This window comes from Azospirillum lipoferum 4B (genome assembly GCF_000283655.1).
Taxonomy (GTDB): Bacteria; Pseudomonadota; Alphaproteobacteria; order Azospirillales; family Azospirillaceae; genus Azospirillum; species Azospirillum lipoferum_C.
In genome coordinates this window covers 404,982-426,089 of record NC_016622.1, presented here as the reverse complement: position 1 = coordinate 426,089, position 21,108 = coordinate 404,982, and the positions used below count along the sequence as shown (strand labels likewise).

The 21,108-nt window shown below is 64.7% G+C and carries 21 protein-coding genes, 4 tRNA genes and 1 pseudogene; 11 read left to right on the top strand and 15 right to left on the bottom strand.

The window, feature by feature from the left end; all coding sequences use genetic code 11:
* Nucleotides 1–78 precede the first annotated feature (78 nt).
* The 11 genes from rpoB to AZOLI_RS01860 form a co-directional block, all read right to left on the bottom strand.
* Nucleotides 79–4,272 (bottom strand): DNA-directed RNA polymerase subunit beta, encoded by a 4,194-nt coding sequence (gene rpoB, locus AZOLI_RS01910; RefSeq protein WP_044549473.1) that lies wholly within the window; start codon nucleotides 4,270–4,272, stop codon nucleotides 79–81.
* A 248-nt stretch (nucleotides 4,273–4,520) separates the two neighbouring features.
* On the bottom strand, nucleotides 4,521–4,898 hold the full coding sequence (gene rplL, locus AZOLI_RS01905; RefSeq protein ID WP_014246882.1) for a 50S ribosomal protein L7/L12: 378 nt from the start codon (nucleotides 4,896–4,898) through the stop codon (nucleotides 4,521–4,523).
* A 58-nt stretch (nucleotides 4,899–4,956) separates the two neighbouring features.
* Nucleotides 4,957–5,481: a 50S ribosomal protein L10 gene (gene rplJ, locus AZOLI_RS01900; protein ID WP_014246881.1), complete on the bottom strand. Its 525-nt coding sequence runs from the start codon at nucleotides 5,479–5,481 to the stop codon at nucleotides 4,957–4,959.
* Nucleotides 5,482–5,789: 308 nt separating this feature from the next.
* Nucleotides 5,790–6,503 (bottom strand): 50S ribosomal protein L1, encoded by a 714-nt coding sequence (gene rplA / locus AZOLI_RS01895; RefSeq protein WP_014246879.1) that lies wholly within the window; start codon nucleotides 6,501–6,503, stop codon nucleotides 5,790–5,792.
* 4 nt (nucleotides 6,504–6,507) lie between these two features.
* Nucleotides 6,508–6,942, bottom strand: coding sequence for a 50S ribosomal protein L11 (gene rplK / locus AZOLI_RS01890; RefSeq protein WP_014246878.1), 435 nt, complete (start codon nucleotides 6,940–6,942; stop codon nucleotides 6,508–6,510).
* Between the two features lie 160 nt (nucleotides 6,943–7,102).
* Complete coding sequence (gene nusG / locus AZOLI_RS01885) at nucleotides 7,103–7,633, bottom strand: transcription termination/antitermination protein NusG (RefSeq protein WP_014246877.1); 531 nt, start codon at nucleotides 7,631–7,633, stop codon at nucleotides 7,103–7,105.
* 3 nt (nucleotides 7,634–7,636) lie between these two features.
* Nucleotides 7,637–7,834, bottom strand: a complete 198-nt coding sequence (gene secE, locus AZOLI_RS01880) for a preprotein translocase subunit SecE (RefSeq protein ID WP_014246876.1) — start codon at nucleotides 7,832–7,834, stop codon at nucleotides 7,637–7,639.
* 88 nt (nucleotides 7,835–7,922) lie between these two features.
* A tRNA-Trp gene (locus AZOLI_RS01875) sits at nucleotides 7,923–7,998 on the bottom strand.
* Nucleotides 7,999–8,190: 192 nt separating this feature from the next.
* Nucleotides 8,191–9,381 (bottom strand): elongation factor Tu, encoded by a 1,191-nt coding sequence (gene tuf, locus AZOLI_RS01870; protein ID WP_014246875.1) that lies wholly within the window; start codon nucleotides 9,379–9,381, stop codon nucleotides 8,191–8,193.
* An 80-nt stretch (nucleotides 9,382–9,461) separates the two neighbouring features.
* Nucleotides 9,462–9,535: transfer RNA gene (locus tag AZOLI_RS01865), tRNA-Gly, on the bottom strand.
* A 65-nt stretch (nucleotides 9,536–9,600) separates the two neighbouring features.
* A tRNA-Tyr gene (locus tag AZOLI_RS01860) sits at nucleotides 9,601–9,686 on the bottom strand.
* 141 nt (nucleotides 9,687–9,827) lie between these two features.
* Between AZOLI_RS01860 and rlmB the strand changes: the two genes are divergently transcribed.
* The 6 genes and pseudogenes from rlmB (at nucleotide 9,828) to AZOLI_RS01830 (ending at nucleotide 14,406) form a co-directional block, all read left to right on the top strand.
* The gene (gene rlmB / locus AZOLI_RS01855) at nucleotides 9,828–10,727 is read left to right on the top strand and encodes a 23S rRNA (guanosine(2251)-2'-O)-methyltransferase RlmB (protein WP_014246874.1); all 900 of its coding nucleotides are present in this window, start codon (nucleotides 9,828–9,830) and stop codon (nucleotides 10,725–10,727) included.
* A gap of 85 nt (nucleotides 10,728–10,812) precedes the next feature.
* A tRNA-Thr gene (locus AZOLI_RS01850) sits at nucleotides 10,813–10,888 on the top strand.
* A gap of 309 nt (nucleotides 10,889–11,197) precedes the next feature.
* Nucleotides 11,198–11,476, top strand: a pseudogene (locus AZOLI_RS33095) (transposase); the annotation flags it as partial.
* Nucleotides 11,404–11,952, top strand: a complete 549-nt coding sequence (locus AZOLI_RS30920) for an IS5 family transposase (RefSeq protein WP_244442499.1) — start codon at nucleotides 11,404–11,406, stop codon at nucleotides 11,950–11,952. The pseudogene AZOLI_RS33095 and the gene AZOLI_RS30920, both read left to right, overlap by 73 nt.
* A gap of 30 nt (nucleotides 11,953–11,982) precedes the next feature.
* Nucleotides 11,983–13,638, top strand: a complete 1,656-nt coding sequence (locus AZOLI_RS01835) for a site-specific integrase (protein ID WP_014246872.1) — start codon at nucleotides 11,983–11,985, stop codon at nucleotides 13,636–13,638.
* Between the two features lie 57 nt (nucleotides 13,639–13,695).
* Nucleotides 13,696–14,406, top strand: coding sequence for a recombinase family protein (locus AZOLI_RS01830; protein ID WP_014246871.1), 711 nt, complete (start codon nucleotides 13,696–13,698; stop codon nucleotides 14,404–14,406).
* A gap of 86 nt (nucleotides 14,407–14,492) precedes the next feature.
* Here AZOLI_RS01830 and AZOLI_RS01825 read toward each other — a convergent pair whose 3' ends face one another.
* On the bottom strand, nucleotides 14,493–14,708 hold the full coding sequence (locus AZOLI_RS01825) for a hypothetical protein (RefSeq protein ID WP_044549464.1): 216 nt from the start codon (nucleotides 14,706–14,708) through the stop codon (nucleotides 14,493–14,495).
* Between the two features lie 276 nt (nucleotides 14,709–14,984).
* Between AZOLI_RS01825 and AZOLI_RS30915 the strand changes: the two genes are divergently transcribed.
* Genes AZOLI_RS30915 through AZOLI_RS01805 form a run of 4 tightly spaced genes read left to right on the top strand, consistent with a single transcriptional unit; the run spans nucleotide 14,985 to nucleotide 17,262 of the window.
* Nucleotides 14,985–15,980 carry a hypothetical protein gene (locus tag AZOLI_RS30915; protein WP_162487928.1) on the top strand — a complete coding sequence of 332 codons (996 nt, stop codon included), beginning with the start codon at nucleotides 14,985–14,987 and terminating at the stop codon, nucleotides 15,978–15,980.
* 14 nt (nucleotides 15,981–15,994) lie between these two features.
* Nucleotides 15,995–16,234 carry a hypothetical protein gene (locus tag AZOLI_RS01815; RefSeq protein ID WP_081505898.1) on the top strand — a complete coding sequence of 80 codons (240 nt, stop codon included), beginning with the start codon at nucleotides 15,995–15,997 and terminating at the stop codon, nucleotides 16,232–16,234.
* A complete protein-coding gene (locus AZOLI_RS01810; protein ID WP_044549459.1) occupies nucleotides 16,231–16,731 on the top strand; it encodes a hypothetical protein in 501 nt (166 codons plus the stop codon). The genes AZOLI_RS01815 and AZOLI_RS01810 overlap by 4 nt, the downstream gene beginning before the upstream one ends.
* Nucleotides 16,732–16,734: 3 nt before the next feature.
* Nucleotides 16,735–17,262 carry a hypothetical protein gene (locus AZOLI_RS01805; RefSeq protein ID WP_014246868.1) on the top strand — a complete coding sequence of 176 codons (528 nt, stop codon included), beginning with the start codon at nucleotides 16,735–16,737 and terminating at the stop codon, nucleotides 17,260–17,262.
* A gap of 36 nt (nucleotides 17,263–17,298) precedes the next feature.
* Here the strand turns inward: AZOLI_RS01805 and AZOLI_RS01800 are convergent, their stop codons facing one another.
* Nucleotides 17,299–17,517 carry a superinfection immunity protein gene (locus AZOLI_RS01800; protein WP_044549456.1) on the bottom strand — a complete coding sequence of 73 codons (219 nt, stop codon included), beginning with the start codon at nucleotides 17,515–17,517 and terminating at the stop codon, nucleotides 17,299–17,301.
* Between the two features lie 753 nt (nucleotides 17,518–18,270).
* On the opposite strand from AZOLI_RS01800, the gene AZOLI_RS01790 reads away from it, so the two are divergent.
* Complete coding sequence (locus tag AZOLI_RS01790; protein ID WP_014246867.1) at nucleotides 18,271–18,534, top strand: hypothetical protein; 264 nt, start codon at nucleotides 18,271–18,273, stop codon at nucleotides 18,532–18,534.
* A 138-nt stretch (nucleotides 18,535–18,672) separates the two neighbouring features.
* Here AZOLI_RS01790 and AZOLI_RS01785 read toward each other — a convergent pair whose 3' ends face one another.
* Both AZOLI_RS01785 and AZOLI_RS01780 read right to left on the bottom strand, forming a co-directional pair.
* On the bottom strand, nucleotides 18,673–19,254 hold the full coding sequence (locus AZOLI_RS01785) for a polysaccharide biosynthesis/export family protein (protein ID WP_044549452.1): 582 nt from the start codon (nucleotides 19,252–19,254) through the stop codon (nucleotides 18,673–18,675).
* 334 nt (nucleotides 19,255–19,588) lie between these two features.
* Nucleotides 19,589–20,857 carry an outer membrane beta-barrel protein gene (locus tag AZOLI_RS01780; protein ID WP_014246865.1) on the bottom strand — a complete coding sequence of 423 codons (1,269 nt, stop codon included), beginning with the start codon at nucleotides 20,855–20,857 and terminating at the stop codon, nucleotides 19,589–19,591.
* Between the last annotated feature and the right edge of the window lie 251 nt (nucleotides 20,858–21,108).

Genomic DNA, 21,108 nt, shown 5'->3' with positions numbered 1-21,108 from the left:
CGTTGTCGGTTAAGGGCAGTGCATGACCCCGGCGCGGCGCATCGGCGCCGCTCCGGGGTTTGGTCACGTCAAATCGGCTCAGTAGGACCGCTGGTTCAGTTCGACGTTCAGGCCGAGCGAGCGCAGCTCCTTGACCAGCACGTTGAACGACTCCGGAATGCCGGCCTCGAAGTTGTCGTCGCCGCGGACGATGGCCTCGTAGACCTTGGTGCGGCCGGACACGTCGTCCGACTTCACCGTCAGCATTTCCTGCAGCGTGTAGGCGGCGCCGTAGGCTTCGAGCGCCCAGCCCTCCATCTCACCGAAGCGCTGACCGCCGAACTGGGCCTTGCCGCCCAGCGGCTGCTGCGTGACCAGCGAGTAGGGGCCGATCGACCGGGCGTGGATCTTGTCGTCCACCAGGTGGTGCAGCTTCAGCATGTAGATGTAGCCGACGGTCACCTTGCGGTCGAAAGTCTCGCCGGTACGGCCGTCGATCAGCGTCGACTGGCCCGAGCGGTCGAAGCCGGCCCGTTCCAGATGGACGCAGATGTCCTCCTCGCGAGCGCCGTCGAAGACCGGCGTCGCGAAGGGAACGCCCTTGCGCAGGTTGCCGCCCAGCTCCAACAGCTCGGCGTCGTTCATGTCGGCGATGTCCTCGTTGTAGGTCACCTCGCCATACGCCGACTTCAGCGTGCTGCGCAGGGCCTCCAGCTGAGGAGCACCTTCGGCCTTCTGACGGATCGCCAGACGGTACTGGTCGACCGCGCGTCCGATCTGCCGGCCGAGACCCGAAGCCGCCCAACCAAGGTGGGTTTCCAGGATCTGACCGACATTCATGCGCGACGGCACGCCCAGCGGGTTCAGCACCAGATCGACCGGGGTGCCGTCCTCCAGATAGGGCATGTCCTCCTGCGGGATGATGCGCGAGACGACACCCTTGTTGCCGTGACGGCCGGCCATCTTGTCGCCCGGCTGCAGCTTGCGCTTCACCGCGACGAAAACCTTGACCATCTTCATGACGCCCGGCGGCAGCTCGTCACCGCGCTGCAGCTTGTCGACCTTGTTCTCGAAGCGGTCCTGCAGGGCCTTGATCGAGTCGTCGAACACCTTGCCCAGGTTCTCGACCGTCTCCATCACCTGCTCGTCGGCGATGGCGATCTGGCGCCACAGGCCCTTCGACAGGCCGCCCAGCACCTCCTCGGTCAGGACGGTGCCGCCCTTCATGCCCTTCGGGCCGGACTGCGCGGTCTGGCCGAGCAGCACTTCCTTCAGGCGGGTGTAGAAGCTGCGCTCCAGGATGCCGCGCTCGTCGTCGCGGTCCTTGGCCAGCTTCTCGATCTCGGCGCGTTCGATGGCGAGCGCGCGCTCGTCCTTGTCGACGCCGCGGCGGCTGAACACGCGGACCTCGACGATGGTGCCGACGACACCCGGCGGCAGGCGCAGCGAGGTGTCGCGGACGTCGGAGGCCTTTTCGCCGAAGATGGCGCGCAGCAGCTTCTCTTCCGGCGTCATCGGGCTCTCGCCCTTCGGCGTCACCTTGCCGACCAGAATGTCGCCCGGACGGACTTCGGCGCCGATGTAGACGATGCCGGCCTCGTCGAGGTTCTTCAGAGCTTCTTCACCCACGTTCGGAATGTCGCGGGTGATTTCCTCCTGGCCCAGCTTGGTGTCGCGGGCCATGACCTCGAATTCCTCGATGTGGATCGAGGTGAAGACGTCGTCCTTGACGATGCGCTCGTTGATGAGGATCGAGTCCTCGAAGTTGTAGCCGTTCCACGGCATGAACGCGACGAGCACGTTCCGGCCGAGCGCCAGCTCGCCCAGGTCGGTCGACGGGCCGTCGGCCACGATGTCGCCGGCGTTCACCCGGTCACCCACCTTCACCAGCGGGCGCTGGGTGATGCAGGTGTTCTGGTTGGAACGCTGGAACTTCAGCAGGTTGTAGATGTCGACGCCCGGCGCCGTGCTGTCGGAGCTGTCGGTGGCGCGCACGACGATGCGGGTGGCGTCGACCTGGTCGACGATGCCCGAACGCTTGGCGACGATGGTCACGCCGCTGTCGCGGGCGACGGTCGCCTCCATGCCGGTTCCGACCAGCGGCGCGTCGGCCTTCACCAGCGGCACCGCCTGACGCTGCATGTTGGAGCCCATCAGCGCACGGTTGGCGTCGTCGTTCTCCAGGAACGGGATCAGCGCCGCGGCGACGGACACCAGCTGCTTCGGCGACACGTCGATCAGGTCGATCGCTTCCGGCCGGAACATCAGGTATTCGCCGCCCTGGCGGCAGGACACCAGATCGGCGGCGAAGCTGTTGTCGGGGTTCAGCTCGGCATTCGCCTGGGCGACGACGTAGCGGCCCTCCTCCATCGCCGACAGATAGACCACCTCGTTGGTGACCTTGCCGTCGATGACCTTGCGGTAGGGGCTCTCGATGAAGCCGTACTGGTTCACGCGGGCATAGGTCGCCAGCGAGTTGATCAGACCGATGTTCGGACCTTCGGAGGTCTCAATCGGGCAGATGCGGCCGTAGTGCGTCGGGTGCACGTCGCGCACCTCGAAGCCGGCGCGCTCGCGGGTCAGACCGCCCGGGCCGAGAGCTGAGAGACGACGCTTGTGCGTGATCTCGGACAGCGGGTTGGTCTGGTCCATGAACTGCGACAGCTGCGACGAGCCGAAGAACTCGCGCACGGCGGCGGCGGCCGGCTTGGCGTTGATCAGGTCGTGCGGCATCACCGTGTCGATCTCGACCGAGCTCATGCGCTCGCGGATCGCACGTTCCATGCGCAGCAGGCCGACGCGGTACTGGTTCTCCATCAGCTCGCCGACGGAGCGCACGCGGCGGTTGCCGAGATGGTCGATGTCGTCGATTTCGCCGCGGCCGTCCTTAAGGTTCACCAGAACCTTCAGGATCTCCAGGATGTCCTCCTTGCGGAGAACGCGCATCTGGTCGTCGGTCTGGAAGTTCAGGCGCGCGTTCATCTTGACGCGGCCGACGGCCGACAGGTCGTAGCGCTCGCTGTCGAAGAACAGGCCCGAGAACAGCGCCTCGGCCGACTCGAGGGTCGGCGGCTCGCCCGGACGCATGACGCGGTAGATGTCGATCAGCGCGTCTTCGCGGCTGGCGTTGCGGTCGGCCGACATGGTGTTGCGGATGTAGGCGCCGACGTTCAGATGGTCGATCGCCAGCACCGGCAGTTCGTCGACGCCGGTCTTCTCCAGCTTCTCCAGGTCGCTCGCCGACAGCTCGTCACCGGCTTCGAACAGGACTTCGCCCGTGCGCTCGTTGATGATGTCGACGGCGAGATAGCGGCCGGTCAGCTCCTCGGTGGAGACCTGCTGCTCGGTCAGGCCGGCTTCGACCAGCTTCTTGATGACGCGCGGGGTCATCTTGGTGCCGGCCTCGGCGACGATGGCGCCGGTGGCGGCATCGACCAGGTCGGACGCCAGCTTGACGCCCTTCATGCGCTCGGCGCTGAACGGGGTCTTCCAACCGCCGGCGGAGCGGCTGTAGGTGATCGTGTCGTAGAAGTAGTTGAGGATCTCTTCCTTCGACATGCCCTGCGCCTCGTAAGGCAACAGGTCCTTGCGGTTCGCCTTGCGCTCGGTGCGCAGAGCCTCGGTCTCCGCGCTGTCCAGGGCGAACAGCAGCGTGGTGGCCGGCAGCTTGCGGCGGCGGTCGATGCGCACATAGACGAGATCCTTGGCGTCGAACTCGAAGTCGAGCCAGGAACCGCGATAGGGGATGACGCGGGCGGCGAACAGGTACTTGCCCGACGCGTGGGTCTTGCCCTTGTCATGGTCGAAGAAGACACCCGGGCTGCGGTGCATCTGGGAGACGATGACGCGCTCGGTGCCGTTGATGATGAAGGTGCCGTTGGCCGTCATCAGGGGCATGTCGCCCATGTAGACGTCCTGCTCCTTGATGTCGCGGATGGACCGGAGGCCGGTATCTTCCTCGACGTCGAACACGGACAGGCGCAGGGTTACCTTCAGCGGGGCGGCGAAGGTCATGCCGCGCTGCTGGCACTCCTCGACGTCGTACTTCGGCTGCTCAAGCTCGTACTTGACGAAATCCAGCACCGCGCGGTCGGAGAAGTCCTTGATCGGGAAGACCGACTTGAAGACTTCCTGCAGGCCCAGGTTCGCCCGCTTTTCCGGGGCGACGTCCATTTGCAGGAAGTGATCGTAGGAGCTGCGCTGCACCTCGATGAGGTTGGGCATCTGGGTGACTTCCGGGATGCGCCCGAAGCTCTTCCGAACACGTTTACGACCCGTAAAGGATTTGGCCATGGATGTCCCCAAACGTCTGTACGTGATGCGCGTTATACCGACCGTTCAACCGACCGTAGGATCAAGCCGACTGGTGTCGACCGGTCCCAAGGGCGCCCGCGCGGGCCATCCCCATGATGGGGACGGAAAGAGCCGGGCCGGGCGAGCCCGGTCCGGCGGAAGGCAGAAAACGCCGTGCGGCGGCAGGTCCCCTGGGGGACCGGCCGCCGTCCGGCGTGGAACTGTATGATCCGTAACGCAACAAGGTCTTACTTAATATCGACCTTGGCGCCGGCCTCTTCAAGCTGCTTCTTGATCTTGGCGGCCTCGTCCTTCGTGGCGCCTTCCTTGACCGGCTTCGGAGCGCCCTCGACCAGGTCCTTGGCTTCCTTCAGGCCCAGGCCGGTGATCGCACGGACTTCCTTAATCACGTTGATCTTCTTGTCGCCGGCATCGGCGAGGATCACCGTGAACTCGGTCTGCTCTTCGGCCGGAGCGGCAGCGGCAGCGGCCGGGCCGGCGGCGGCGACGGCCACCGGAGCGGCGGCGGAGACGCCCCACTTCTCTTCGAGGAGCTTCGACAGCTCGGCGGCTTCCAGGACGGTCAGGGCCGACAGATCGTCGACGAGCTTCTGCAGATCAGCCATGTTACTACTCCAAACGACTTGAGTTCTGGGGATGTAAAAAACGAGTGACTAGGCCTGGTCAGGCCGCCGCCTCGTCGTCCTTCTTCGCGTAGGCAGCAAGCACGCGGGCGACCTGGCCGCCCGGAGCCTGGAGAACACCGGCGATACGGGTCGCCGGGGTCTGGATCATGCCCACGAGGCGGCCACGCAGTTCGTCCAGCGACGGGAGCGAGGCGAGGGCCTTGACCCCCTCCGCGTCCAGAATCTGGGTGCCGAGGCTGGCGCCGACGATCTTGAGCTTCTCGTTGGTCTTCGCGTAGTCGGCCACCACCTTGGCGGCCGCAACGGGATCCTTCGAGAAGGCAATCGCCGTCGGTCCCTTGAAGAGACCGTCCAGACCCTCGAACTGCGTCCCCTGAAGGGAACGACGGGCGAGCCGGTTCTTCGTCACTTTGAAGCTGGCGCCAGCAGCCCGAACCTTCGCACGCAGGTCGGTGACTTCCTTCACCGTCAGGCCCAGATGGTGGGTGACCACCACCAGGCCCGTGTCCTGGAGCTTCGATTGCAGAGCCGCGATCGTCGCTTCTTTTTGTGTACGATCCACGGATCGCCTCCTTGCACAGAGGTTTACATGGACCCCCTGCCCTTGCGGGCCGGAGGTCCGGCGAACCTGTCCCAGAAGTTCAAGCCGTTCCTGATCCGGTGGCCCGCCTTGACGGGATCCGGAATGGTCAACGGGTTCAACTCCTGTCTGCGCCGGTGAATTTTAAGCCCTCACCTTCCGGAGAAGGGGCGGACACCTGCGGTCTCGGACAGGGGTGGGCGGGCGTTCCGCCGGGGGCAGGCCCCCCTTTGGATCATCCACCCGGTCGCCGCCGGCACCCTGGGGCACCGGCGGCGAAAGGCGGTCGATTACGCCGCGGCGCCGGCCGGAGCCGACACGCTGGCGAGGTCGAGCTTCAGGCCCGGGCCCATCGTCGACGAGAGCGAGACCTTCAGCAGGTACTGGCCCTTGGCGCCGGCCGGCTTGGCACGGGTGATGGCATCGACGAAGGCGCGGATGTTCTGGACCAGCGCCTCTTCCGAGAAGCTGACCTTGCCGACGCCGGCGTGGACGATACCGGTCTTCTCCGCACGGAACTCCACCGCGCCGGCCTTGGCGGCCTTGACGGCGCCGGCCACGTCGGGGGTGACGGTGCCCAGCTTCGGGTTCGGCATCAGGCCGCGCGGGCCGAGGACCTTACCGAGCTTGCCGACCACGCCCATCATGTCGGGCGAGGCGATGCAGCGGTCGAAGTTGATGTTGCCGGCCAGGATCTGCTCGGCCAGATCGTCGCCACCGACCACGTCGGCGCCGGCGGCCAGAGCCTCATCGACCTTGGCGCCACGGGCGAACACCGCCACGCGGACGGTCTTGCCGGTGCCGTTCGGCAGGTTCACGACGCCGCGAACCATCTGGTCGGCGTGGCGCGGATCGATGCCGAGGTTCATCGCGATCTCGATGGTCTCGTCGAACTTGGCCTTCGCGGCGCCCTTCACCAGGGTGACGGCCTGTTCCAGCGAGTAGAAGGAGTCGCGGTCGACGTTCTTGTAGGCGTCGGTCAGACGCTTGCCCAGCTTCGCCATAGGATCAGCCCTCCACCACTTCGAGGCCCATCGAGCGGGCGGAACCGGCGATCATCGTCGCGGCGGCGTCGACGTCGTGCGCGTTCAGGTCGACCATCTTCTTCTGGGCGATCTCGCGGATCTGCGAGGTCGTGACCTGGCCGACGAAACCGCCCTTGCCGGGGGTCGTCGAGCCCTTGTCCTTGCCCGAAGCCTTCTTGAGGAAGTAGCTGACCGGCGGGGTCTTGGTCACGAAGGTGAAGGTGCGGTCGCCGTAGGCGGTGATGACCACGGGAATCGGCATGCCGACTTCCAGGTCCGCCGTCTTGGCGTTGAACGCCTTGCAGAACTCCATGATGTTCAGGCCGCGCTGACCCAGCGCCGGGCCGATGGGCGGCGACGGGTTGGCCTTGCCGGCCGGGACCTGCAGCTTGATGTAACCGACGATTTTCTTCGCCATCTCACAACCTCCTGGGACGACGCGTCACGCTCTCGACCGGATGGTCCGGCGCTGCGTCGCGGGGTTTTGCGGTTCGGCCATGGCGAGCCTCCCGCAACAGAATGGAGCCACCGATGCAAGCACCGGCAGCTCCGACACGAAACACTTTGGAACCTTGCGCTCAGATCTTTTCGACCTGCGTGTATTCCAATTCGACCGGCGTGGAGCGGCCGAAGATCGAAACCGCCACCTTGAGGCGGGACTTCTCTTCGTCGACTTCCTCGACGACGCCATTGAACGAGGTGAAGGGGCCGTCGCTCACTCGAACCTGCTCGCCCACCTCGAAGGTGATCGAGGGCTTGGGGCGCTCAAAGCCTTCCTGCACCTGATGGATGATCCGCTCGGCCTCGCGCTGGGAAATCGGCTGCGGCTTGCCGCCACCACCCAGGAAGTCCGTAACCTTCGGCGTGTTCTTCACCAGCGACCAGGATTCGTCGGTCAGGTCCATCTTGACGAGGACATAGCCGGGGAAGAACTTGCGCTCCGTGTTGATCTTGGAACCCCGGCGCACTTCGACCACTTCTTCGGTCGGGACCAGGATTTCCTCGAACTTGTCTTCCAGACCCTTCTGAGCCGCCTTTTCGCGGATGGCCTGGGCGACCTTCTTTTCGAAACCGGAATAAACGTGAACGACGTACCAGCGCGCAGCCATGTCTTAGCCTCCCAGCCCAAGGATCAAGCGAACGGCAACCGCCAGCACCTGATCGACGACGAGGAAGAACAGGGCGGCCAGAACGACCATGACGAAGACCATGGCGGTCGTGATGCCGGTTTCCTTGCGGGTCGGCCAGGTGACCCTGGCTACCTCGCGGCGGACCTCGCGCGCGAATTCTGCGGGATTGACTTTAGCCATCGTGCGAACCGTGCGAGCTCCGAAGCGACTGTGAAGGGCGCCGCTTTTTACCCTAACCGTTGTTGAGACGGCCGTTATTGGGACGGGATGGCAGGAGTGGAGGGGCTCGAACCCCCAACCCCCGGTTTTGGAGACCGGTGCTCTACCAATTGAGCTACACTCCTATCTCCGTCCGGCCACACCCTTCGGCGTGGGACGCCGCTTAAAGCATTCTTTCGGCGGCGGTGTCAAGGCCTTTCGACCCGACGTTCCAGATAACTTTTCAGAGCGGCTTTGCGGAAGCCGGACCGTACTCTTTGCGCAGATAGAACTCCCCCGCCGAACCGGGGTCCGGCGGGGGAGGCAGGCTTATAGCATCACTCGACGATCTTGGCAACGACGCCGGCGCCGACGGTACGGCCACCCTCGCGGATGGCGAAGCGCAGGCCTTCGTCCATGGCGATCGGGGCGATCAGAGCCACTTCCATCGCGACGTTGTCGCCCGGCATCACCATCTCCACGCCTTCCGGCAGCGAGACCATGCCCGTCACGTCCGTCGTACGGAAGTAGAACTGCGGACGGTAGTTGGTGAAGAACGGGGTGTGACGGCCGCCCTCTTCCTTCGTCAGGATGTAGGCTTCGGCCTTGAACTTGGTGTGCGGGGTGATCGAACCCGGCTTGGCCAGAACCTGACCGCGCTCGACGTCCTCGCGCTTGGTGCCGCGCAGCAGCGCGCCGATGTTGTCGCCGGCCTCACCCGAATCGAGCAGCTTGCGGAACATCTCGACGCCGGTCACCGTCGTCTTCACCGTCGCCTTCAGGCCGACGATCTCGACTTCGTCACCGACCTTCACGATGCCGCGCTCGACGCGGCCGGTCACCACGGTGCCGCGGCCCGAGATCGAGAACACGTCTTCGATCGGCATCAGGAACGGACGGTCCTTCGGACGCTCCGGCTGCGGGATGTACTCGTCCACCGTCTTCATCAGCGCCAGAACGGCGTCGCGGCCGATCTCCGGCTGACGGTCTTCCAGCGCGCACAGCGCCGAGCCCTTGGTGATCGGAATGTCGTCGCCCGGGAACTGGTAGGAGGACAGCAGCTCGCGAACTTCAAGCTCGACCAGCTCCAGCAGCTCCGGATCGTCGACCATGTCGACCTTGTTCATGAACACCACCAGCGCCGGAACGCCGACCTGGCGCGCCAGCAGGATGTGCTCGCGGGTCTGCGGCATCGGGCCGTCGGCGGCCGACACGACCAGGATCGCGCCGTCCATCTGGGCGGCACCGGTGATCATGTTCTTCACATAGTCGGCGTGGCCCGGGCAGTCGACGTGCGCGTAGTGGCGGTTGGTCGTCTCGTACTCGACGTGGGCGGTCGAGATCGTGATGCCGCGCGCCTTCTCTTCCGGCGCCTTGTCGATCTGGTCGTAAGCGGTGAAGGTGGCGCCGCCGGACTCCGCCAGCACCTTCGTGATCGCCGCCGTCAGCGACGTCTTGCCGTGGTCGACGTGGCCGATCGTGCCAACGTTGCAGTGCGGCTTGTTCCGCTCAAACTTTGCCTTCGCCATCGCTTTGGTCTTTCGTTCCCGACGTTCCGGACGCACACAATGGCCCGGCCGAGATCCGTTTTCCGTGGCGCACGCGGGATTGGAGCGGGTGAGGGGAATCGAACCCCCGTCGTAAGCTTGGAAGGCTTCTGCTCTACCATTGAGCTACACCCGCCTAAAGCATCCCGCCGGCGCGACCGTCCGGGGCAAACGCGATCACGGACAAGCCGTGGAAAGTAGTGGTGGAAGGGGCTGGATTCGAACCAGCGTACGCGTACGCGGGCAGATTTACAGTCTGCTGCCTTTAACCACTCGGCCACCCTTCCAATCCGCAGCCTGGCAGTGCCCGCCGCGGAGTTCGGCAATATGCGAATTTTTCAGGCCTTGTCAACACGGGTTAAGCGGTTCACACCAGAAAAAATTCGGCCGCTGTTTCCGGCGGCCCCCTCCCCTTCTTCGTGGGTACCATGACGCGCTCAAAACATCCGGGTTCCGGCCGCCAGTCCGACAAGCATACCGTCCACGCCGCGGGCAACCCGCGGCTGGCCGTTCCGCGGCAGGATCAGGCGGAGGAAGGTGCGCGCACCCGCCGCGGCGGGCAGAAAGGCAACCGCCCGCCGCCGGCGCGTGGGGTCATCCTGTATGGCTTGCACCCGGTCGCCGCTGCCTGGACCAACCCCGAGCGGCGCATCCACCGGCTGCTGGCGACCGAATCCGGCCGGGCCGCGCTGGAACCCGCCATCGCCGCGGCGCGCGCCCAGGGACTGCAGCGGCCCGAGGCGTCGGTCGTCGACCGGACGGAACTCGACCGCATGCTGCCGGCCGGCGCGGTCCATCAGGGCATGGTGATCGACACCTCGCCGCTGCCGGAACTGGGCATCGAGGATCTGTGCAACGAATTGGCGGACGAGACGTCCGCGGTGATCGTCGCGCTGGATCAGGTGACCGACCCGCACAATGTCGGCGCCATCCTGCGCTCCGCCGCCGCCTTCGGCGCGCGCGCGGTGGTGGTGACCGAACGCCATGCGCCGGAGACCACCGGCGTGCTGGCGAAGAGCGCTTCGGGCGCGCTGGAGGCGGTGCCGCTGGTCCGCGTCACCAACCTGGCCCGCGCACTCACCGATCTGCAGCAGAACGGCTTCTGGGCGGTTGGGCTCGCCGAGTCGGGCGCGTCGACGTTGGCGAAGCTGGATCTGACCGGCAAGACGGTGCTGGTGATGGGGGCGGAGGGCAGCGGTCTGCGCCGCCTGACGATGGATCGCTGCGATACCATCGCCCGGCTGCCCACGGGCGGCCCGGTCGGCAGCCTGAACGTGTCCAACGCCGCCGCCGTCGCCCTCTACGAGGTCGCCCGCCTGCGCGAGTGACGGGCCTCGCGACCGTGGGAACGGGCAAGTGCTTGTTTACGCGGAAAAGGGACGCTAAGGTGTGCGTCCCGCAAGCGACGGGTGCGCCGGATTAGCTCAGCTGGTAGAGCAGCTGATTTGTAATCAGAAGGTCACGGGTTCGATTCCTGTATCCGGCACCACACCTCCCTAAGCCCCTGTAAAGGCTTAATCTTTCGGGTTAGCTCCACCCTTCCGGCCGTAGGTCCACGCAGCAGGTCCACCGGAGGGGTCCACGGCGGCGGCAGTGGCATGATGGACACACAGGATGTCTGTCGTGCCCAACGCCTTTCTCCGGCTCCGAGCTGGCCGCTATCTCTTCCGTCGCCGCATTCCCGACGATCTCGGGCCCCGGTTCCGGCAGCGGGAGCTAGGGCGTGTCGTCAGTTATGGGATTCCCAGCGGTAGGAATGCGTGATTCATAGAGGGTCGGCTGACGGGAGGGCCGACGAATGCGACGCTATGCTTTGCGCGACGATCAGTGGGAGCGGGTCCAGGATTTTCTGCCGGGGCGGGTAGGCCATGTCGGGGGGACGGCGAAGGACAACCGCCTGTTCGTCGAGGCGGTGCTGTACCGTTACCGGGCTGGCATTCCCTGGCGCGACCTGCCCACCCGGTTCGGGGATTGGAAGAACACCCACCGCCGCTACCGCCGCTGGTGCGAGAGCGGGGTGTTCGAGCGCCTTTTCAAAGCCCTGGCCGAGGACAGCGACAACGAGTACATGATGCTCGACGCGACCATCGTCCGCGCCCACCAGCACAGCGCCGGGGCGCGAAAAAAGGGGGCGCCTGCCAAGCCATCGGCCGATCACGAGGGGGGCTGACGACGAAGATCCATGCCATCGTGGACGCCTTGGGCAACCCGGTGGCGATCTCCCTGACCCCCGGTCAGGCCTCTGACTTCAGCCAAGCCGCCCCTCTGCTCGACGCGGTCGAGCCGCAGGCCCTCATCGCCGACAAGGCCTATGATGGCGACGCCCTGATCGACGCATTGAAGGAGCGCGACATCGTCCCCGTCATCCCGTCCAAGGCTAATCGGCTGATCGCCCGCGATACCGATTTCGCCTTGTACCGCGAACGTAATCTCGTCGAGCGATTCTTCAACAAGCTGAAGGGCTTCCGAGCCATTGCAACTCGATACGACAAGCTTGCCAGCACTTTCTTGGCGGCTGTTTACCTCGTGTCGGCTGTCATCTGGCTCAACTGACGACACGCCCTAAGCCGCGTTCTCGGCCCGTTGACAAAAGCGACCGCCCTGCGGCAAGCCCGACGCCTTGCCGTTGTCGCCGATCAGCTGTTCGCCATGGTCAAGAACGATCCCACCCTCTCCCCGGAGCAAATCGCCAGTCTCGCCCGGCAGTGGTTCGCAGACGCGCTCGCCGAGTTCGAGCGGGAAGCGGCGGCGCAACGGCTCGACGATCCTGACGATTTGGAGCGTGCTGTCCAGCGCGACCGCGACCGCGCCGAAGGTGCGGCGGACCTACTGCGGCGCAACGATATCGCCGTTGCGAGCGGGTCCGCCGTTGCTCTGCTGGCGCAGCATGGGATTGATGCCTCCCCCGATTCGCCGACCGTCGTCGAACTGGCACGCGCCCTTCTCCGCGCGGCGGCAGAGGCAGCGCGTCTCGGCGTCGCGCGCCTGGAAGGCGACTACAGTGCCCGCCCCGTCGATCCTCTGTTCGCCAGCGCCGAGACACTCCCTGCCCCGGCTCCCGCGCCAGCGCCAGCGCCAGCAGCGCAGAGGAAGAACGACCAGACGTTCAGCAAGGCGTTCGAGCGGTACAGCCTGGAGAAGCGGGCGGCTGGCGCATGGCGGCCAGCAATGGACATCGACGCGCAGGCAACGGCCAGCATCTTCATGGAGATTGCGGGCGACCGGCCCTTGAGCCAATACACCCGCGCCGACATCGGCGAGTTCGTCAGCGCACTCCAGCGCCTGCCAGCCCACCGGACGAAGCGCCCGCGCTTCAAGGGCAAGAGCATCGTCGAGCTTGTCGCCATGGCCGACGCCGACCCGTCCATTGAGCGCATCTCGCCCGTGACGGTCAAAAAATACGCGACGATCCTATCGGCCTTCTGGGGCTGGACGGTGGACCGGGGTCTAACCGATCAGAACATCGCCCGCGCGGCATATAAGAAGCCGAAGCGGACAATCCGCCGGAACCAAGAGCGCGACGCCTGGAGCGTCGAGCAACTCCGCACCCTTTTCAACGCCCCAATCTGGCGCGGCTGCAAGGGTGCGACCCGCCGCACCGAACCCGGCCCCCAGATCATCCGCGATGTAGATTGGTGGCTCCCGGTGCTGGCGTTGTTCCACCCCTGCCGCCTGGAGGAGCTTGCGCAGCTTCGCGTCGCCGACATCCGGGAGGAAGGAGGTATCCCCTATCTCGACATCCACGCGAGCGACGACGGCGCAGACGGCGACGCGCCCGCCCGGCGGCTGAAGTCTGCTGCCGCCATTCGGAGGGTGCCCATCCACAAGACCGTGCTGGCGCTTGGCTTCATGGATCTTGTCGCAGAGCGTCGAGCCGCCGGGATCAGGATGCTCTGGCCGGAACTCAAGGCGGGCGGCGCGGCCAACAGGTTGAGCTTCGACTACTCCAAGCGGTTCGGTCGGCTCCGGCGGCAACTCGGTATCGAAGGACCGGACTTCCATTCGTTCCGCCACACCAGCATTACCGCGCTGGTCCGGGCCGAAGTGCATCCCGACATCGTGAGCCAGCTATCCGGCCATGAGATTCCAGGCGAACGGGGCCGGTTCAGCAAGGGGGCGGAGCTGCCAGCACTCAGGCAGGCTATCGACGCCATCGCATACGACGGGATTGACGCTGAGTTCATCGGGAGCCGGAGAGGGATTCCAGGCGCGAATCTCTCCGATTCCAAAAACGCATAACGAGACAGTCGAGCCAACCATTACACTTCATCGCAACGCACGTAACGATGAAGTGTAATGGTGACGGTCATGGTCAAGGCGGGCATGAAGGTCGTGAGCTATCTCCGCGTCTCCACCGACCGACAGGGCCGTAGCGGCCTTGGCATTGATGCGCAGCGCGACGCAATCCGCAGGTTCATCGAATCGTCCGGTGGTTGGCCGCCCGTCGCCGAGTTCGTTGAGACTGAATCAGGTCGCAAGACCGACCGTCCCCAGCTTGCCGCCGCTCTGGCCGCTTGTCGCGTTCACCGCGCGACGCTGGTGATTGCCAAGCTCGACCGACTGGCGCGCAATGCCGCCTTCCTCATGAAGTTGATCGACTCGGGCGTTGATGTCCTGTTCTGCGACCTGCCCTCGATCCCTGTCGGTGCTGCCGGGCGCTTCATGCTCCAGCAGATGGCCGCCGTTGCAGAGTTGGAAGCGGGCTTGATCTCCGAACGGACGAAAGCCGCCCTGGCCGCCAAGGTCGCCCGTGACGGACAGTGGAACCGTAATGCCGCCCATCACCTTGTTGCGGGAGCCGGCCAGAAAGCCGCCGCTGCCGCCGTGAAGTCCAAGGCCGCCCAACTGGCCGCTGACCTCCTTCCGCTCATTGAGACGATCAAGACCGCCGGCCATACCTCCCTGCGCCAGATCGCCGAGGAACTGAATGCCCGCGGTATCCCCACGGCACGGGGCGGCCAGTGGAGCGCAACGCAGGTGCAGCGCGTTCTACAGCGCGTCGCATAAGGCGCGTCATCGCCATCCCCGAACATGACAAAGGCGCTGGCCGAATGACCAGCGCCTATTTCCTATTCCCCGGTTACTGCCGGTTATCACCCTTCGTCGGGGATAGGTTTCCAGGCGGTAATCTCGACCTCTCCGGCCCGTAGGGCGTATGGCATCACGCCTTCCGTCAGCATGACCGCGACAAGCTCTTGCGCATCATCCGCAGAGAAATTGTCAAGGGCTAAATCGTGAAATTCGATCCGCACTCGCATTGTTCCGCTCTCGAATGAAAACGAATCCCATTCTTCCATCACAAAGAACATTTTAAGTCAATAGAAAATATACATCCTCATTTTCCGATGATGTACCGGAACAAGACATCAACTTGTCATTCAGCGATGAATGATATGGGAAGCCATCAAAAAAAAGACCCACCTCCTTCAAATCGAGTGGGGTTCGTTTTGTTCCTGCGCAAATTGTTTCGTTAACCGGGCGGCCTTGACGGAGTTCATCCGACTTCCCAAAAAGAATAAGGCCGCCGACGTTGGCGCGTCGGTGGCCTTGTGGTAGCAGAGGCTCTCAATGGTCGTGAGGAGAATATGATCGGTCTGGGTCGCCGTTTCAAGGGGAAATCTCTGGCAGTTATCGACACGATGTCGCCGGAGGAGACATTTAACCTATTGATGGAATACGCATTTTCCCATCAGCCGCGGACCAGATCAGTATGTAGGCGAAGTAAGGCAACTTCTTATGATAGTTTGGCAATTACAAAGCTAGTTTCGTTCCTTACTCCCAGGCTGCTTAACTTCCGCTTCAAGGATGCTGGCAAGGGCTTCAAGCTCGGCATTCTCGCGAATCTCATCGGCTCCGAACTCGACGCCTGGGATGGCGCTTTCATCACGCTCAACGATGTCGAGCTACCTGAGCGGCTCCCGCTTCATGTCGAGGCGCTGGCGAAAGTGTGGCGACGCTGGACGGGCGAACCGCTCGCCTATGTCGCCGTCATCGCCAGCACTCCCCGGCCCCATCTGCATATCCTCTGCCGGATCGCACACGATCACCCGGCTATGCCCAAGCTGCGGCGCTGGGTCTACGATCACGACCAGCGCCCGAACCTCTCCCAACCGCGCAATTACCCTCTCGGAGCGGTCGGCGGGCTGCTCTACCTCGTCAAGCACGTGATCGACGGAGCCCGGCTCGTAATCGCTCGCGGCCAGCTTCGCGCCGACCTGGAAAGCCACGCCCGGCGACTGGCCGCAGAAGCCCGCCATATTCATCAGGATTCATTCGGCGAGCGTCCGGCTCCCGACCTGCCCCCGAACGCCCAGACCCCGCCCAGCGGCCAAGCCAGCGCCCGAACGCTGCCGGCCCCTACTCCGGCCCCTACTCCGGCTCCGGCTCCGGCTCCGGCTCCGGCTCCGGCAGCACGCCCTAACACGAATGCGCAAGACCTCGATTTGCATTTTTTCCGTAATTACGGCAAAATAGCTCAAGATGATCTTGGGGTTATTCAATGCCACGGAAGAAGATCTTCAAATCAGTCGAAGCATTTGCGATCCGCCGCATGTGGGTATGCTTCCCTACCTTCTCCGTAGAGGACATCGCAGCGATGTTCGATTGCAGCGCAAAGACGATCACCCAGATCGTCCGGGGCGTTGCGCGGTCGAACAGCCTCGATACGACGAAGCTGTTGCACGACCTCTACCGCGCTTACCGGCGGGATATGGAAGAACTCGGGGAGACCCCGAAGGATTTTCAAGCCGCCCTAAGGGAAGCGCAATCCATCACCAGCCGGTTCGCTCTCCGTCTCGGTTCTCAACTGTCTACCGTTTCAGGAGTTCCCCAATGAGTTCTTTTGACAAGGCCGGTTTTGCGAGCATCGACGAATGGGAGGCTGCCCGACAGCTTTTCCGACAGGTCGCAGCCGGGACGGCCACCGACGACGAACGCTATGAGTTCGAGGCGAACTATCGCGACCGCTGGCAGCGCTGGCAGCGCCTCCGCACTGCCGAGCTTCGACAGGTCGAATCTGCGATGGTCGACGCGGGCGCACCACCGAACCCCGAACAGGACGCCAACCGCGCCATGCTGGACGCCATGCGTGCGAGCCGAATCCCGAAGTTCACCAAGGCACCGAAGGACGCGCCCATCACCGGGCGGCAGCGGACCCACATCGCAGGGCTGGCGCTCGACGATCCGTTCGTGACGACCTTCAGCGGCTCCGACGCTACCGCCGGCCCTGCCCGTGGCGTCGCCCGCATCGCCAGCGCGCTGGATCATGAGCAAGCGATTGCCCAGACCACGCGCGACGCCATGGTCGCCGCCCTGGGGCGTTCCGGGGGCTGACCCATGGCGTTCAGCACTCGCCGAGACACCAGCAAGCCCGGTCTGGCCGGCATCACCGACGATATGTGGTCGGCGCTGGCCGCCGGGCGGACCACGGTCGGCGAGCTTGCGGACCTCGCAGGCGTCAGCCCGGCGGCAGTCAGCAAGTTCCGCCGGAAGCGCGAGCGGGCAGGTAGTGGGGGAGCTTCGGCTCCCCCTTCCACATCTCCAGCACCAAGCGGCACCTCGACGCCTCTGGACATCATCGCCGACCCTACGGCGCTGGCGACCAGCTTTGCGATGCACGCCCTCCTCCGCGCCCATGATGCCCTGGCAGTCGGCGGCCTGTCGCCCAGCGCGACCCGTGCGGCGACCATGGCGGGCGCTATCGCGCTGGTCGAACTCCGCCGGTTGGGCGTGCTGACGGAAGGCGGAGACACGGGCGCACCGGCGGAACTCAGGATTACCGTCATGAGCGACGAAGAGGCCGCCGAGCTAAAGGGCCGGAAGGTCGATCTTGGCGAAGATCAGGCCGATGGATACGAGGAATGAATACGATCCGCCTGATACCGCGCCAGCGCCCGCCGGTCACGCCCTCGACCGCTCCGGCGGGTGCCTTCCACTCAATGACCAGATCAGGATAAATATCCAGAACAGCGGCATCCAGCCAAAGACCACGTTGGCGACAACGATCCCCCAAAAGCTGGAGTGATTGCGCCTGATAGCGAAAAAGGTCGGCAAGAACATCAACACCAGCAACGCCGTGATAACAAGTGCGCTGCCGACAAATGGAATCAGCCCGTCCATTGCTTCCTCAGCTCATACATTCACTTTCGTACCGGTTGAGTTTGCAACAAGCTCTCAACGCCCTAAAAGTGTCCAAAGCCCGTCTCAGGCGTCAATATCGACCTGCTGGAATCCCTTGACCGCCGGGCGCGCTGGACGCATCGTGACGACTTCGCAACAGTCCACCATGCAGGTCCACCCCGTCCGAACGCCCGCCTAAGATATTGATTTTACAGGCATTTTTCCGGTCTTGGTCGCTTCCTGTATCCGGCACCACCGCCCTGGCTATTTTGCTCCGGCGCCTCCGGCCCCACCCCGGCGACGGCACACAAGTCCGATGAGGCCGAGCAGGGCGCCGCAGCAGCCGGCGAACGCCAACATCAGTGCGACTCCGAAGGCCGGCGGCATTTCGGCGATGATCGCGCCATCTCCTGCGATCATCGGGGGGGCGCAGCAAACGACGCCCGCAGTGCCGGCGCTTCCGGCACCGATCAGAAACGCGCAGCCGGCCCAGTAAAGCCGACGCACTCCGTGCCTGCGAAACGCCACCACCGTCGCCGCGACGAGCAGAGCGGCGGGCATGGCAAGCATCGCTAGAGCGAACAGGGTCGGGCCGGCTTCCCGCATCGGAAACTCCCATGTGACATTCCCATGAAGCGGGTGCTCCATGGATCGGTTGGCGGGCAAGGCGGCTGCACGGGGGAACCCTCGGCAGGCGGCGGCGGTTGGAAGAGGCGGCAGAACGCCCCTCACAGCTTGTGCGAAAGACCGACCATGACCAAGCCCCAGCGTCCCGAGTCGGGCCGTGACACGCCCACCACTCCCAGCGCGGAGGCCAACCGGATGCGCGCGGACATCGACCGCGGGCTGACCGGCGACAAGGTTCCGGCCACCGATCCCGCCGCCGCGCCGCTCGGCACCGACGACGAGGCCGCCGGCACCACCCCGCCGCACGGCATCTCACGCGATCCGGTGGTTCCCCCGAACCAGCGCATGCCGTCGGGACAGAAAAAGGGCGGCGATACGCTGGACACCTGATCGCAGCCGCCGACAATCGCCGGACAGCGAAAAAGCCCGGCCGGGACATCCTCCCGGCCGGGCTTTTTCGTTGTTCGCTCCGGCGATGCCCGGGCTCGGAAATCCTGAGCTCGGAAATCCTGAACTGAAATCCTGGGCTCAGAAATAGCGCTCCGGCACGCGGACCACATCGTCCGGCATCACCGAGGTCGTGATCGGCGCCCGGCGGATCTCCTTCTTGGGATCGGCGCCGCGGGTGATGAGGACGTAGTCCTCCTTGGCGCGATAGGTGTATCCGCCGGCCATCGCCACCGCCGACAGGGCGGTCATGCCGTTGACATACTGGTACTGGCCGGGATTCCGCACTTCGCCCAGGATGAAGAAGGGACGGTGGTTCAGCACCTCGACGCTGACCTTCGGATCCTTCACATAGCCGGCGGACAGACGGGTGGAGATCTCCTTTTCAAGGTCGCGGGTGCTGCGGTCCTTGGCCGAGACCTCGCCGATCAGCGGCATGGCGACCTTTCCGGTGCCATCGACGCGGAACTCGCCGGACAGCTGCTCCTCGCCGAAGACGATGACGCGCAACGCGTCGCCGGCCCCCAGACGGTACTCGCTGATCTGGCCGACATTGGCGGTTTCCAACGGAGCGTCGTTGCCGGCGCAGCCGACCATGGCGACGGCGAGCGCGGTCAATCCGATCCCCTGGCCCAGCGCACGGATCACATGACGTCGATTCATCCCTAAAACCCTTTCCCTGGCTGGTGGGCGCCTGCCGCAGCGTCCGGTCCGGCACGATGGGACGGCTTCGAGAAACCGTTCCATCCGCCGGTCGCCTTGCGGCGGCGCCCTTCGGTCACGCACCTGAATTCGGGTGGAGACTAGCAACTCGCAAGCGCTTGGGAAAAAGTGGAGAGGAATTACCGCCTTCGGATCTCTCCAGTACATCGGCCATGATAACAAAACCAGGCATAAGAAAAGGGCGCCCGTCATAGGACGGACGCCCTGTACTGTTCAGAGGAACCTTTAGGCCCTTCGGCAGGATTTCCCCAGTGGTGGGCCTAGGACCGCCGGATTACATCTGCGCGCCGAGACGCAGATAGATCAGGTTGTCGCTGTATTCGGCGGCGCCCACGTTGGAGCTGCGCTTTTCATAGGTGTAGCCGCTGGTCATGAACAGGTAGCGGTTCATCTGGTAGGTGCCGCCGACACTGGCCGTATAGACCTTGTCCTTGCGGTTGTTGCCGTTGAAATCGTCCTGGCGATACTGCAGGCGGCCGTTCAGCACCAGGGTGCGCAGCAACTCGTGGTCGACGCCCAGGGCGAAGACGGTGCGGGTGTAGCTGGATGCGGTGCCGAAGCCGGGGCTGGCCGTGGTCTCGCGCACCTGACGGCTGGCGGTGGCGCTGACGGCGGTCAGCTGCGTGACCGCCCAGTTCAGGCGCCCGCCGAAGGACAGGCCGCTGAAGTCCTCCAGCCGCGAATCCTTGTAGTCGCGGACCATGTAGCCGGCAAAGACCTCGCCGGTGATCAGGCCGGTCAGGTCGGTGGCGAGGCCGCCGACCACCTCGTAGCCGTCCGAGTCGCGGTCGAGGCCGAAGGCGTCGCGGTCGTTCTTGTGGCGGGTCCAGGAATAGGTGCCCTGGACGAAGGCCTCGTAGCCCTCGATGAACTCGTAGCCGACGCGGCCGACCGTACCGTATTCCCAGCGGTCACGGTCTTCCTGGCGCGCGATGCCGCCGCCGATCAGGCCGACATCGTCATACTCGCTGTACTGGGCGGAGCCGGACAGGCGCGCACGCAGGCGGTTGAAGCGTTGGGTGTAGCCGGCCTCGCCGCCGCTGGTGCGGTAGACCACCGGCTCCGAATAGCCCGACAGGCTGTTGATGTCGCCGCGGCCCTCATGGTTGCGGCGATGGAACAGCTGGCCGTCCAGCGCTCCGCCCTTGTTCACGTCGAACCGGCCGGCCGCCTGCAGGGCATAATCGGTGTAGTTCTCGCCCGAATGGTCGTTGTAGCGGCCGGCATCGGCCGAGGCCGAGAAATTCAGCGCGTGGGCGGCGAAATCGGACTTGATGTCGATCCGCGGACGGACGGTCCAGATGACATCGTCCTCGTGGTTGTCGCGGGTTGCGTAGACGTTGGTGTCGTAGGTGGCGCCCGCTTCCACCCGCGGCAGGAACAGGAAGGAGCCTGCGCGCACGCCGAGCTGCTCGACCTCGGGCCGGCGACGCTCCAGCACGGTTTCGCCACGCTGCAGGTCATCCTGGGCGGCGGCGGGAAGCGACGTCAGCCCGGTCGACGCGAGAGCGAGGGCGAGAAGGGAAAGGGTGCTGGTCTTCATGGAGTCACCGCGCTTGGCTGGGTTCGGTCGGCTCACTGGGCCGGGGTTCCGGCTCCTTCGTGGGAGCGCCCGACCGCCGGCCCCCGTCGGGACCGGATGCGGACACATCCTCGGCAAAGACACAACAAGGCGTGCTTGCCATGCAACAGTGAAGCCGGTGCTACACCGCTTTTGCATCGTCCTGTGGTGTGGCCGCAACAAAAGCTCACAGTCTGGAGAGAACAACCTCGTCAATAACCCGCTCGATTCCA